This is a genomic window from Burkholderia sp. HI2761 (genome assembly GCF_002223355.1).
Lineage (GTDB): Bacteria > Pseudomonadota > Gammaproteobacteria > Burkholderiales > Burkholderiaceae > Burkholderia.
On sequence record NZ_NKFN01000007.1, the window covers coordinates 1,762,093 to 1,775,807 of the forward strand.

Sequence of the window (13,715 nt, forward strand, 5' to 3'; positions counted from 1 at the left end):
GGTTCGTTCAGGCCGGTTGCCTCGACGAACCGCCATTTTTTCATTTCGACAGAGGTGCCATGGCTGCACATGTCCCGTCGTCTCCCGATTCCGCCGCGCGGCCGCGCGCCCAGCAGATCGCCCGCGTCGCGCTGTATGCGGCGCTGCTGGTGCTCGCGCTGTGGGTGATCCGCGACTTCATTCCCGCCATCGCATGGGCCTGCGTGATCGCCATCGCGATGTGGCCGCTGCTGAAACGCTTCGAATCGCACCGGCTGTTCCGCGATCGGCCGACGTTGATCGCGACCGTCATCACGGCGGGGATTTCGCTGCTCGTCGTGCTGCCGGTGGCCGTCGCGACGACCCAGGCGATCGCGCAGGCGCACGACCTGCGCGAGTGGCTGCACACGATCCAGGACAACGGCATTCCGCTGCCGGAGGTGGTCGGCCGCCTGCCGTACGGCGCCGCGCAGATCACCGAATGGTGGCAGGCCAATCTCGGCCATCCGCTGCATGCGGCTACCGCGATGCACGGCGTCAACGGCGAGAGATTCATCGCGTTCGGCCGGCAATTCGGCACGAAGCTCGCGCATGTGCTGCTCGAATTCGGTTTCATGCTCGTCACGCTGTTCGTGATCCTGCGCGCCGGCCACAAGCTGTCGGGCGCATTGCTGCAGGGCGCGCGGCGCGCGTTCGGGCGCAACGGCGCGGAACTGATCGAGCGCATGGTTGCGGCCGTGTACGGCACGGTGACCGGGCTCGTCGTCGTCGGGCTCGGCGAGGGCGCGTTGCTCGGCGTCGCCTATGCGCTCGCCGGCGTTCCGCACGCGGCGCTGCTCGGGCTCGTCACGGCGGTCGCCGCGATGCTGCCGTTCTGCGCGCCGATCGTGTTCTGCGGCGCGGCGCTCTGGCTGTTCGTGCAGGGGGCCACCATGTGGGCCGTCGGGGTGGCGGCGCTCGGGTTCATCGTCGTGTTCATCGCCGAGCATTTCGTGCGGCCGGTACTGATCGGCGGTTCGACACGGCTGCCGTTCCTGCTCGTGCTGTTCGGTATCCTCGGCGGCGCCGAGACGTTCGGCCTGATCGGGCTGTTCGTGGGGCCTGCGCTGATGACGGTGCTGACGATGCTGTGGGCCGAATGGATCGCTTGATCATCGCGCATGCCGTTGCACTGAGCTGATGCACCGGTGCAGCGGTGCAGCGGTGCGGATGCGCGTGCACGCTTGCACCGGTTTGTCACGATTGGTGACGATTCGGCGGTCGCGGAAGCCAGCAACCGCAGGGATTCGGATAAAGATCTCTACATTTCTTTTCGATCCGGACCCAAAGGTCGAGTAGCATGGGGCTTTCGATCACGCCGGTATGGCGCAGCAGATTTCCCGAGCATGCGATTGATTTCGATGTCCCGTCCCGCAGCGACGCTGTCCCTGGCGGCCAGCTGCCTGATGTTGCATGGCTGTGCGTGGTTCGACTCGTGGCTGCCGTTCTCGTATTCGCGCACGCCGCTTGCACGGGCCGCGTCGCGGCACGGCGCGACGCGCGCCGACGTCGTCCGCGCCGCCGGCAACCCGCGCAGCGTCTGGATGGTCCGTAACGGCAGCGGCGTCTGCTACAACTACTTCATCGAGCACGGCAACGATCACCGGTCGTACTTCGTCGTGTTCGACAAGGCCGGCGTCGTCACGCAGTCCGGCTTCGATACCTGCATGGACGCCGATCGCAAAGGCGCGCTTCAGTCGGGCAAGAGCGCGTCGCGATAGCGCGGCGGCCACGCGCCGCGCGAGCCCGTCATACTGCCGTCACGCTATCGTGTCGACCACGCCGCCGTCGACGCGCAACGCCGCGCCGGTCGTCGCCGAGGCCTGCGGCGAGCAGACGTACACGACCAGGTTCGCGACTTCCTCCGTCGTCGCCGGCCGCTGGATGATCGAACTCGCGCGCTCGCTGCGCACGAACTCCACGGCAACGTCGTCGATGCTGCGGCCCGTTTCGTCGGCCTGTGTCTTCAGCAGCGCGCGCACGCCTTCCGACATCGTTGGCCCCGGCAGCACCGAATTGACCGTCACGCGGGTGCCGGCCGCGAGCTTCGCGAGGCCGCGAGCGATCGACAGCTGCGCGGTTTTCGTGAATCCGTAATGAATCATGTCGACGGGGATGTTCAGGCCCGATTCCGACGAAATGAACACGACGCGCCCGGCATTGCGTTCGATCATTCCTTTCAGGTAATGCCGCGCGAGCCGCACGCCGGACATCACGTTGATCTGGAAATAATGTTCCCATTCGGCGTCGTCGATGTCGAAGAACGCCTTCAGGCCGTAGATGCCCGCATTGTTGACGAGAATGTCGGCATCCGGCGTGTGCTGCGTGAGGCGCGCGACGCCGGCCGCGTCGGACAGGTCGGCGGCGACGCCGTCGAAGCTTGCGCCGGGCACGGCGTCGCGCAGTTTCTCGAGCGCGGATTGCACCGACGAGTCGCTGCGGCCGTTGACGACGACGTGTGCGCCGGCGCGCGCGAGCCCTTCGGCGATCGCGAGCCCGATGCCGGCGGTGGAAGCGGTGACGACCGCGGTCTTGCCTTTCAGATCGATCTGCATGAGCGTGGCGGGGGAAGAGTGAACGGGAACCGCCGCGCGAGCCGCGGCGGACGGAATTCAAAGCTTAGGCAAATTCCGGTCAATAGGCTAACTCGCGAGCGTGTCGGCGGCGTCGATGCGAAGACCGATTCCCCCGACTCGAACGCCGAGCACGCGGAATGCCTGCAAGTGGGTGCAGGGCGGGAGCTGTTCCAGCCTAAGCGCGACATGTTCCGCATCTTGTGTCGAAAAATCGGCGGGGCAGGATTGCGCCCACGCTCATTTTCGTGGGCGCAATCGCGCTGAACGTCGAAGCCGGGCGGTATGGTTGCGCTACGCTGCACGGTCTTGTACGGTGAGCGTTCGTCGTCCGACCCGGGAGCCCGCCGCGTGAGCCGTATCGCCAACCGATCCGCCGTACCGTCGCCGTTCTGGCGCGATACCGCGCTGCCGTTCATCGAGGCGCGCACCGTCGACGACGGGCGCGCGATCTGCTACGCGAAGCACACGCACGACACGTTTTCGGTGGGCGCGATCGTCGGCGGCACGAGCACGTACGTGAACGGCGCGACGAACGCACACGTCGGGCGCGGCGTGCTCGTGATCATCGATCCGGAGCAGGTACACGCATGCAACCCGTACGGCCCCGACGCGTGGGCGTACCGGATGGTCTATGTCGACGTGCCGTGGCTCGCGCGGCTGCAACACGCGCTGGGCCGCGATCCGAATCGCGATTTTCACGGATTTTCGCCGAAGTTGACCGAGCGCGGCGACCTGTTCTCGCAATTTGGCGGCTTCTACCGCACGCTCGTGTCGCCCGGCATCGATGCGCTCGGCAAGGAGAGCGCGGCGGTCGAATTCTTCACGGCGCTGCACGGCGCGCTCGATCGCGAACTGCCTGCTTCGCGGCCGGGCGATGACAACGCGAAGCTCGCGCGCGCGGCCGACTACATCGCCGGCCATTGCCGCGAGGCCGTCACGCTCGATGCGATCTGTGCGGCGGCCGACCTGTCGCCGTCGTACCTGATCCGCGCGTTCAATGCGCGTTACGGGATGACGCCGCATGCGTTCCTGATCGATCGGCGCGTGCAGTACGGCCGCGCCGAATTGCGCCGCGGCCGGCCGATCGCCGAAGTCGCGCTCGACGCCGGCTTCGCGGACCAGGCGCATTTCCAGCGCGCATTCCGGCGGATCGCGGCCGCGACGCCCGGGCAGTACCGCAGCGCGATGCGCTGAATGCCGCCGCGGCTACACGTCGAGCAGAAACAGCGCACTGCCCGCGAGCAGCAGCGCCATCAGCCGGTTGAACACGCGCATGCGTCGCGCGTTCGCGAGCCGGTGCCGCAGCGACGCGCCCGCATAGCCCCAGCATGCGATCGATGCGAAGCAGATCACCAGATACAGCGCGGCGAACTGCCAGATTTGCGCGCGGTCGCCGTCGGCCGCATACGCACCCATCGCGGCCACGCACGCGAGCCATGCCTTCGGATTGAGCCACTGCATCGCAGCACCTGCCGCGGCCGACGGGCCGGCCACGTCCGGATCGGCCGACAATTGGCCGTCGTCGAGCGCGAGCCGCAGCGCCATGAACAGCAGGAACGCGATCCCCGACCACTGCGTGGCCGTCGTCAGCATGGGCCAGCGCGCGAGCGCCGCGTGCAGGCCGAGGCCGATCAGCAGGAACAGCGCGACGAAGCCGAGCGTCGCGCCGGCCGCGTAGCGCAGGCTCGCGCCGAGACCGTGGCGCGCGCCCGCGCTGAGCGCGACGATGTTGACGGGGCCGGGGGTGATCGACGAGGCGAGCGCGAACGCGGCCATCGAAACCAGAATGCTCATCAGGTGTCTCCATGCGAAATGTCGAAAGTCGCATCGAGACTACGGGCGCCGCGTCGGCCCGTATTGAAGAAAACTGCCCTCGGCGGCGCGGGGCCGCGGTCAGTGCATCGCGCGCGGCGCGTGCGCCGGCCGCGCGTGCGGATCGGCGGGACTGGTGGAACCGGTGGAACCGGGCGGGCCGACAGCGTCGGCCGGACGCAGCGGCCCGCCCGAGTACGGTTGCGTCGACACCGAGAAGCCGAACGTGTTGACGCCGCCCGAGCATGCGACGAACACGCCGCCGCCGTGCATCTCGGCCACGGCCTTAACGATCGACAGCCCGAGCCCGTGGTTTTCCTTGCTGTTCGCGCGCGCTTCCTCGAGCCGGTAGAAGCGCTCGAACACGTGCGAGCGCTGCACCGGATCGATCGGCTCGCCGGGGTTGGACACGGCCATGTCGACGAGCGTGTCGCGGCGCGTGATCGTCACGTTCAGCGTCGCGCCGGGCGCCGAATGCTGGATCGCGTTGATCAGCAGGTTCGTCATCGCGCGGCGGAACAGCGACGGATCGACGGCCGCGCGCGCATCGCCGTGCAGTTCGGCGCGCAATTGCGCCTCGTCGAGCGGGATTTCGAGGAAGTCGAGCATGCGCCGCACCTCGTCGGCGAGCGACACGTCCTTCAGGTCGGTCGCGCGTTCGCCGCGGTCGCTGCGCGACAGGAACAGCATGTCGTTGATGATCACGCGCAGCCGTTCGAATTCCTCGAGGTTCGACTGCAGCGTCTGGCGCATCCGGTCGACCGAGCGGTCGCGGCTCGTCAGCGCGACCTGGGTCTGGCCGATCAGGATGCTGATCGGCGTGCGCAGCTCGTGCGCGACGTCCGCGTTGAACGCTTCGAGCCGCGCGTAGGTTTGCTGGATGCGTTCGAGCGCGCCGTTGAACGACGTCGCGAGATCGCGCAGCTCGGTCGGCAGCGCGTCGGTGTGCAGCCGCTGGCGGCGGTTCGTCGCGCTCACGCTTGCGGCGTCCTGCGACAGCCGGTCGAGCGGCGCGAGCCCGAAGCGCGCGACCGCGCGGCTCAACAGCAGCGTGATGACGGTAGCCGTCGCGATCAGCGCGGCCAGCGTCCAGCCGAAGCGGCGCAGCATCCGCTGGGTACGCTCGCACGACGTCGCGACGACCAGTTGCAGCGTCGGCCGCTCGTCGGCGCCGGCCAGCGTGATGGTTTTCGTCATCACCGCGTAGCTGCTGTCGTTGAGCTGGTAGCGCTGGTACGCGCCGACCGGCGGATCGAGCGGTACGCCGTTGACCGGTCTGCCGAAGCGGAACGCGGGGTCGTCGCTGATCACCTGATAGTGCGTCGAGCCGTCGGGCGGTTCGAGATCCGCGAGTTTTTCCTGCATCATGCGGCCGCGCGCGGCCGTGGTCGCGTGCGACACGATCATCTGGGCGACCTTGGCGCGCGTGTCGATCGTCGCGCGCAATTCGGCGAACAGCTGGCGCTCCATCATCACGAACAGCCCGCAGCCGACCAGCGTGAACACGAGCAGCGACACGATGCCGAACATCGCCGAGAGCCGCAGGATGATCGAGCGTTTCATGCGCGCCGCTCCGTGTCGCCGTCCTCGCGCGCCTCGAGCACGTAGCCCATGCCGCGGATCGTATGCAGCAGCTTGTCCGCGAACGGGCCGTCGAGTTTCGCGCGCAGGCGCTTGATCGCCGTCTCGACGACGTTCGCGTTGCTGTCGAAGTTCACGTCCCACACGAGCTCGGCGATGGTCGTTTTCGACAGCACCTCGCCGCTGCGCCGCGCGAGCACGCCGAGCAGCTGGAATTCCTGTGCGGTCAGGTCGAGCCGCGCGCCGTCGCGGGTCGCGCGGCGGCCGATCAGGTCGACGCGCAGGTCGCCGATCGAGATCAGCGTCGATTCCTGCACGCGCGCGCGGCGCGTCAGCGCACGCAGCCGTTCGATCAGTTCGAGGAACGAGAAGGGTTTGGTCAGGTAGTCGTCGGCGCCGCCGCGCAAGCCGCGCACGCGATCGTCGACGCGATCGCGCGCGGTCAGCATGATCACGGGCGTCTGCTTCTGCGCGCGCAACGCACGCAGCACGCCGAAGCCGTCGAGCTTCGGCAGCATCACGTCGAGCACGACCACGTCGTAGTCGAATTCGACGGCTTTCCACGCGCCGTCCTCGCCGTCGAGTGCGGTGTCGACGACCCAGCCTTCCTCGGTCAGGCCGCTCTTCAGGTATTCGACGACTTTCGGTTCGTCCTCGACGATCAGTACTTTCATGTTCGATCCGTTGTCCGGGTAATCCGGTTAAGGGCTCGTGTTCGCCGGGCCGGCCGCCGCGACGTCCGACGGCGCGGGGCCGTTCGCCGCACCGCCGTCCCAGCCGCCGCCGAGCGCCTTCGCGAGAAACACGACGAGCGCCGCGCGCTGGCCCTGGATCTGCACGGCCTGGCGCTCGCTCGTCAGCAATTGCTGCTGGGCCGTCAGCACGTCGATGAACGGCGTCAGGCCGCCCGCGTAACGGTCCTGCGCGAGCGAGACGAGCTTGCGCGCGTCGTCGACCGCCGCGGATGCCTGCTGCGCCGCCTGCGCCAGCACCGACAGGCCGGTCACCGCATTTTGCACCTCCTGGAACGCGGTGAGCACGGTCTGGCGGTAGCCGGCCTGCGCGGCCACGTAGCCGGCCTGCGCGAAATCGACGCCGGCCTTCAGCTTGCCGCCCTCGAACAGCGGCTGGCTGAGCGACCCGCCGACCGACCACAGCAGCGCAGGCACGGTGAACAGGCCCGCGAAGCGCGTCGCGTCCCAGCCGATGTCCGGCGACAGCGTGATGCGCGGGAAATACGCGGCGCGCGCGACGCCGATCTGCGCGTTCGCGGCGGCCATCGCGCGCTCCGCCGACGCGACGTCGGGGCGCCGCTGCAGCAGGTCGCTCGGCATGCCGGTCGGCAGCGCGGGCGCGTTGATCGGCACCACGCGCGGCGGCAGCGAGAATGCGGGGGCCGGCGTGCCGACCAGCGTCGCGATCGCGGTTTCGACCTGCGCGCGCTGCTGGATCAGCAACTGGGCCTGCGTACGCGTGGCGTCGAGCTGCGCGCGTTGCTGCAGCAGGTCGAGGCCCGACACCGCGCCGAGGTCGTGGCGCGCGCTCACGTAATCGAGCGCCTTCTGCTGCAACTCGATCGAGCGCTTGACGACGTCGATCTCGGTGTCGAGTTCGCGCAGCGCGAAATAGCTCGATGCGAGATCGGCGCTCAGCACGAGGCGCGCGTTCGCGAAATCGTCGCGCGCCTGCTCGGAGCCGGCCTGCGCGGATTCGACGCTGCGCCGCACGCGACCGAACAGGTCGAGTTCGTAGCTGACCGCCGCGCCGACCTGGATCTCGTTCTGCACGGTCGACATGCTCTTCGTCGCGTAGTTGGTCTGCGGCCGGTCGGCGGAGATCTTGAAGCGCTGGCCGCTCGCGTTCAGGCCGACGGCCGGATATTGCGCCGACCCAACCGACGCAAGCGTCGCCTTCGCCTGGTCGTAGCGCGCGGCCACCGCCTTCAGGTTCTGGTTGTTGCGCAGCGCGTCGGTTTCCAGCGCGTCGAGCTGCGCGTCGCCGAACGCGGTCCACCAGGCCGGATCGAGCGGCGCGCGGGCCGGTGCGGCCGGGTGCCAGTACCCGTCGGCCGGGTCGAGCCGCCACGCGGCCGGCGTGTCGACGGCCGGACGCCGGTAATCCGGGCCGACCGTGCAGCCGGCGACGGCGAGGGCGGCGGCCGCGACGACGGCGGCGAGCGCCGCCGGCCGCACGCGGGTGCGCATCGCGATCACGACTTCGCTCCGGCGACCGCCGAGGCCGGCTGCGCCGCCGCCGGCGCCTGCACGACGACGTGGTCGCCGTTCGCGAGCGCGTCGCTCGGGTTCGCGACGAGGCGGTCGTTCGGCGTGACGGGCCCGTCGATTTCGAGCGTCTGGCCGATCGTGCGTACGACCGTCACCTGCTTCAGACGCACCTCGCCGTTCGCATCGACGGTCGCGACCGTCGGGCCTTCGGCGCGGAACAGCAGCGTACTGGCCGGCACCTGCAGGCGGCCGACCGGCGTCATCGGCAGCGTCGCCTGCACGTAGGCGCCGGGCAGTAGCTGCCCGTCCGGGTTCGGCAGCGTGATCTCGATCTGCAGCGAACGCGTCGCGACATCGATCGACTCGGACGTGCGCGTGATCGTGCCGTCGAACGTCCGCCCGGGCAGCTCGGCCTGCGCGACGCTCACATGCTGGCCGACCTTCACCTGCTGCGCATACGCCTGCGGCACCTGCACGTACAGACGCAGCCGGTCGGCCTGCACGACCGAGAACAGCGCGCGGCCCGCGTTGCCGGAACTGACGAGATCGCCGACGTCGACGTTGCGCTGCGTGACGATTCCGTCGATCGGCGCGACGATCCGCTGGAAGCCCTTCAGCTCGGTGAGGCGGCGCATGTTCGCATCGGCCGCGGCGAGGTTCGCGGTGCCCTGGCTGAATGCGCCTTGCCGGTCGTCGAGTTCCTGCTGCGATACGGCATCGCGCTGGCGCAACTGCTGCGCGCGGTCGAACGACGTCTTCGCGAGGGCGAGCGCGGCTTGCGCCTGCTGGCGTTGCGCGGTGGCCTGCGCCAGTTCCTGGTTCAGTTCCGGCGTATCGAGTTCGGCGAGCGTTTGCCCCTGCTTCACGTGCGCGCCGATGTCGGCCTGCCAGCGCAGCACGTAGCCGCTGGCGCGCGCATAGATCGGCGCCTCGACGAAGCCGCGCAGCGTGCCGGGCAGCGTCAGCTTGCCGCCGGTGGCCGCGTCGACCGGATGCACGACGCTCACGTACTGGCGCGTGTTCTGCTCGGCGACCGCGTCGAGCCGGTTGCGGTTGAGCCCGTTGACGATGAGCGTGCGCGCGGCGCCGGCGGCCAGCAGCACGCCGATCACGATCACGACGATGCGCGCGCGTCGCGATACCGACGCGCGCGCCGGCAGGTTCATGCCGCGTTCGTCCACGTGGATGCCGACGGTGCTGTGATGTTTCTCTTCCATGAATTCAACCAGTTCAACCGGGTAGTGGGGCGAAAGTCAGTGTCCGGCCTGGCGCGCGCGCCGCCGGGCCAGCCGCGCATGCACGCCGCCGAACACGAGCGGCACGAACAGCAAGGTCGAAACGGTCGCGAACAGCAGCCCGCCGATCACCGCGCGGCCGAGCGGCGCGTTCTGCTCGGCGCCTTCGCCGAGACCGAGCGCCATCGGCACCATCCCGATGATCATCGCGAGCGCCGTCATCAGCACCGGCCGGATCCGGGTCGCGCCGGCCTCCAGCGCGGCCGTGAGCGGCGGCGCGCCGTCCGCGAGGCGTTGCCGCGCGAACGACACGACGAGAATGCTGTTCGCGGTCGCGACCCCGACCGTCATGATCGCGCCCGTCAACGCGGGCACGCTCAGGTGCGTGCCGGTGACGAACAGCATCCACGCGATGCCGGCGAGCGCGGCCGGCATCGCGCTGACGATGATCAGCGGGTCGAGCCACGACTGGAAATTGACGACGATCAGCAGGTAGACGAGCACGATCGCCATCGCGACGCCCGCGCCGAGGCCGAGATACGACGTACGCATCGTCTCGATCTGGCCGCGCATCGCGAGGCCGGTGCCGCGCGGCAGCGTCGCGCGCGCATCGGTCACGATGCGATCGATCTCGCCCGCGACCGCGCCGAGATCGCGGCCCTCGACGCTCACGTACACGTCGATCGCCGGGCGGATGTTGAAGTGCGTGATCACCGCAGGATCCGCGGTACTGCGCACCCGCACCAGATTGCCGAGCAGTTGCAGCGGCATGCCCGTGCGGCCGCTGGCCGAGATCGGCGTGCCGAGCAGGTCGTCGACCGACGAGATGTTGTATTGCGGGGTCTGGATCTGCAGCGGGTACTGGACGCCGGTGCGCGGGTTGATCCAGAACGACGGCGTCGTCTGCGAACTCCCCGACAGCGAGATCAGCATGTTCTGCGCGACGTTCTGCGCGGAGAGATTGAGCTGCTGCATGCGCGTACGGTCCATGTCGGCCAGCAGGGTCGGCTCGTCGTTGCGTTGCAGCACGTGCACGTCGACGGCGCCGGGGATTTGCCTGATCTTTTTCATCAGGCTGCTCGCAATGGTCATGTTACTCGCGAGATCGTTGCCGAGCACCTGCACGTCGATCGCCGCCGGCTGCCCGAAGTTGAGGATCTGCGTGATGATGTCCGACGGCTGGAAGAAGAACTCGACGCCCGGGAAGCGTTGCGGCAGCAGCGTGCGCAGCGTCTGCACGTAGTGACCGGTCGCGCGGTGGCCGGGTTTCAGCGCGATCAGCAGCTCGCCGTCGAGCGTGCCGATCGTGCCGGCGTTGCTGTACGACAGGTTGATGCCGCTCACCGGCAGCCCGAGGTTGTCGACGATCGCGCCGAGCTCGTCGGGTGGCACGGTTTCGCGGATCACGCGCTCGACCTGGTCGGCGAGGCGTGCGGTTTCCTCGATCCGGTAGCCGGTCGGCGCGCGCATGTGCAGACGGATGTTGCCGGAATCGGCGTTCGGGAAGAAGTCGCGGCCGAGCACGAACACGAGGCCCGTCGACAGCACGCAGAAGCCGAGGAAGCACAGCGCGTAGAAGCGGCGGCGCACGAGCAGGATGCTGAGCAGCACGATGTACCACGCGCGCAGCCGTTCGAACGCATCGTTGAACGCGTGATGAATGCGTGCGAAGCGCGACGTCGAATGGTCGGGGCCGGTGCCCGCCTGCTGCGGGCGGAACAACAGCATCGCGAGCGTTGGCACCAGCGTGCGCGACAGCACGTACGACGCGAGCATCGCGAACACCACGGCTTCGGCGAGCGGCACGAACAGGAAACGCGCGACGCCGGTCAGGAAGAACATCGGCACGAACACGATGCAGATGCACAGCGTCGACACGAGCGCGGGCACCGCGATCTCGCCGGCGCCTTCGAGAATCGCTTCGTGCAGGTCCGTACTGAACGACGACCCCCACGCTCCCTCCGGTCGCTGCCCCCCGAGGGGGCTGCTCGGCACGCTTGGGGCGGCCCGGCGCGTGCCGAGATGAAGATGCCGCTCGATGTTCTCGATCGTGACGGTCGCGTCGTCGACGAGAATGCCGACCGCGAGCGCGAGCCCGCCGAGCGTCATGATGTTGATGGTCTCGCCGAGCGCGGACAGCGCGATCAGCGACGTGAAGATCGACAGCGGGATCGAGATCGCGATGATCAGCGTGCTGCGCCAGTTGCCGAGGAACAGCAGGATCATCATCGCGGTCAGCACGGCGGCGATCAGTGCCTCGTGGATCACGCCCTGGACGGCCGCGTTGACGAACACCGACTGGTCGAACAGCGGCGTGATCGTGAGTCCCTCGGGCAGCGTCGGGATCACCTTCGGCAGCAGCGCCTTCAGGTCCGACACGACCTTGAGCGTCGACGCGTCGCCGCTTTTCAGGATCGAGATGAGCACGCCGCGCTGGCCGTTCTGGCGCACGACGTTGGTCTGCGGCGCGAAGCCGTCGCGTACCGACGCCACCTCGCGCAGGTAGGTCGTCGCGCCGTTGACGGTCTGGACCGGAAGGTCGTTGATGTCGGCGATCGTATCGGCCGACGCGTTCGTGTCGATCCGGTACTCGGTCTGACCCATCTTCGCGGTGCCGGTCGGCAGCACGAGGTTCTGCGCGTTGACCGCGTTGACGATGTCGGCCGGCGTGAGGCCCTTCGCGAGCAGCGCCTGCGGATCGAGGTCGATCGCGACCACGCGCGTGCGCCCGCCGTACGGGAACGGAATCTGCACGCCCGGCACCGTGATCAGCTGCGGGCGCAGGAAGTTGAGCGCGATGTCGGCGAGCGACTGTTCGCTGAGCGTCTTGCTCGACAGCCCGAGCTGGATCACCGGAATGCTCGACGCGGAATAGGTGATCACGAGCGGCGGCGTCGCGCCCTGCGGCATCTGCCGCACGATCGCCTGCGCGGACGAGACCGTCTGCGCGATGGCCGTCTGCACGTTCGCACCCGGTTGCAGGAACACCTTCACCACCGCGATGCCGGGCAGCGACGTCGATTCGACGTGCTGGATGTTGTTGACGGTCGTCGTCAGGATCCGTTCATGCACGGCCGTGATGCGGTTCGTCATCTCCGTCGCGGAGAAGCCGCTGTAATTCCAGATCACGCTGATCACCGGGATGTTGATCGCGGGCAGCACGTCGACCGGTGTGCGCATCAGCGCGAGCGGGGTGGCCAGCACGATCATGATCGCCATGACGATGAACGTGTAGGGGCGCCTGAGCGCGAGATTGACGATCCACATGGAGGCGGCGGGACAGGCGGTGATCGGGCGTCGGTGAAGGGAACCCGAATGATAGGCGTCGGCCCGGCACGGGTTACTGTCGCGAAACTGGCTGAATTGTCAGGTTGGGGCGCGCTGGCCGCCGACCGATTCCGCGGACGGAATGCGCCGTCGCGACGGCGGCGGTTTCGCGCATCGGGCGGCGCTCACAGCTGCTCCATGCCGAAGCGGGCGAGCGCATCGAGATCGACGACCTCGATCTGGTTGTACGCGAGCCGCAATGCGCCGACCTTCTCGAGCTGCTGCAGCGCCTGGTTGATCCGCTGGCGCGACACGCCGACGAGCATCCCCAGTTCCTCCTGCGAGATCGACAGCGAGGGGCCGGTATCCGGGTACAGCGCGGGATTGAAGAGCTGCGCGAGCGCCTGCGCGACCCGCGCGTCGACGTCGAGCAGCCGGCTGTTCTGGATCGACGCGATGAATTCGCCCATCCGGTTGTTCAACTGATGAATCACGAAGCGCGTGAACGGCAGGCTCGCATCGAGCAGCGCATGGAACGTGTCGACCGGCACGAACAGCACGGTCGAGCGCTGGATCGCGACGACCTCGTACTTGCGCAGCTCGCGCTTGATCACGCTGCCTTCGCCGAACCAGCCGCCCGACGGCACGCCGGAAAACGTGCAGCCGCGTCCCGACACGTTGAAGATCGCGAGCTTCAGCAGCCCCTGATGGACGCCGATCCAGTATTCGGACGGCGCGAGCCGCTGCGCGATCACGTCGCCGGCTTCGCACTGCTCGACGTGCGACTGGGCCAGCACGAGCGCCTGGTGTTCGGGCGCCAGCGTGCGGAACCACGCGCACTGGCCGAACAGCGTCGCCAGCGGCGGCAGCGGGCCCGGTTCGGGAAGCGTGTCGGCCGGGGCGGCGGCCGCGTCGGGGTGGTCGTGCATGGGTGCGGGTTTGCGAGGATAGGGATAACGCGCAGCGCTCGAGCGGCACTCTGTCGTTTCGATGACAGACGG

11 protein-coding genes are annotated in these 13,715 nt (G+C 68.5%); 3 read left to right on the plus strand and 8 right to left on the minus strand.

Annotated features, from left to right (window positions below; all coding sequences use genetic code 11):
- Positions 1–59 precede the first annotated feature (59 nt).
- Positions 60–1,130, plus strand: a complete 1,071-nt coding sequence (locus CFB46_RS25555; RefSeq protein ID WP_089501695.1) for an AI-2E family transporter — start codon at positions 60–62, stop codon at positions 1,128–1,130.
- 234 nt (positions 1,131–1,364) lie between these two features.
- Positions 1,365–1,739, plus strand: coding sequence for a hypothetical protein (locus tag CFB46_RS25560; RefSeq protein WP_089501696.1), 375 nt, complete (start codon positions 1,365–1,367; stop codon positions 1,737–1,739).
- Positions 1,740–1,778: 39 nt separating this feature from the next.
- On the opposite strand, the gene CFB46_RS25565 is transcribed toward CFB46_RS25560, so the two are convergent.
- Complete coding sequence (locus tag CFB46_RS25565; protein WP_027782933.1) at positions 1,779–2,573, minus strand: SDR family NAD(P)-dependent oxidoreductase; 795 nt, start codon at positions 2,571–2,573, stop codon at positions 1,779–1,781.
- A gap of 369 nt (positions 2,574–2,942) precedes the next feature.
- On the opposite strand from CFB46_RS25565, the gene CFB46_RS25570 reads away from it, so the two are divergent.
- Positions 2,943–3,788 carry an AraC family transcriptional regulator gene (locus tag CFB46_RS25570; RefSeq protein ID WP_089501697.1) on the plus strand — a complete coding sequence of 282 codons (846 nt, stop codon included), beginning with the start codon at positions 2,943–2,945 and terminating at the stop codon, positions 3,786–3,788.
- Between the two features lie 12 nt (positions 3,789–3,800).
- Here the strand turns inward: CFB46_RS25570 and CFB46_RS25575 are convergent, their stop codons facing one another.
- The 7 genes from CFB46_RS25575 to CFB46_RS25605 all read right to left on the minus strand — a co-directional run bounded on the left by CFB46_RS25575 (position 3,801) and on the right by CFB46_RS25605 (position 13,643).
- Entirely contained in the window at positions 3,801–4,388 is a 588-nt protein-coding gene (locus tag CFB46_RS25575; RefSeq protein WP_027782935.1) for a LysE family translocator, read from the minus strand.
- Positions 4,389–4,487: 99 nt separating this feature from the next.
- Positions 4,488–5,969: a heavy metal sensor histidine kinase gene (locus CFB46_RS25580; RefSeq protein WP_089501698.1), complete on the minus strand. Its 1,482-nt coding sequence runs from the start codon at positions 5,967–5,969 to the stop codon at positions 4,488–4,490.
- A complete protein-coding gene (locus CFB46_RS25585; RefSeq protein ID WP_027782937.1) occupies positions 5,966–6,661 on the minus strand; it encodes a heavy metal response regulator transcription factor in 696 nt (231 codons plus the stop codon). Before CFB46_RS25585 ends, CFB46_RS25580 begins: the two co-directional genes overlap by 4 nt.
- A gap of 27 nt (positions 6,662–6,688) precedes the next feature.
- Positions 6,689–8,191, minus strand: coding sequence for an efflux transporter outer membrane subunit (locus CFB46_RS25590; RefSeq protein WP_089502355.1), 1,503 nt, complete (start codon positions 8,189–8,191; stop codon positions 6,689–6,691).
- 5 nt (positions 8,192–8,196) lie between these two features.
- Positions 8,197–9,429 carry an efflux RND transporter periplasmic adaptor subunit gene (locus CFB46_RS25595; protein WP_089501699.1) on the minus strand — a complete coding sequence of 411 codons (1,233 nt, stop codon included), beginning with the start codon at positions 9,427–9,429 and terminating at the stop codon, positions 8,197–8,199.
- 36 nt (positions 9,430–9,465) lie between these two features.
- Complete coding sequence (locus tag CFB46_RS25600; protein WP_089501700.1) at positions 9,466–12,714, minus strand: efflux RND transporter permease subunit; 3,249 nt, start codon at positions 12,712–12,714, stop codon at positions 9,466–9,468.
- A 185-nt stretch (positions 12,715–12,899) separates the two neighbouring features.
- The gene (locus CFB46_RS25605) at positions 12,900–13,643 is read right to left on the minus strand and encodes a Crp/Fnr family transcriptional regulator (protein ID WP_089501701.1); all 744 of its coding nucleotides are present in this window, start codon (positions 13,641–13,643) and stop codon (positions 12,900–12,902) included.
- Positions 13,644–13,715: the final 72 nt, after the last annotated feature.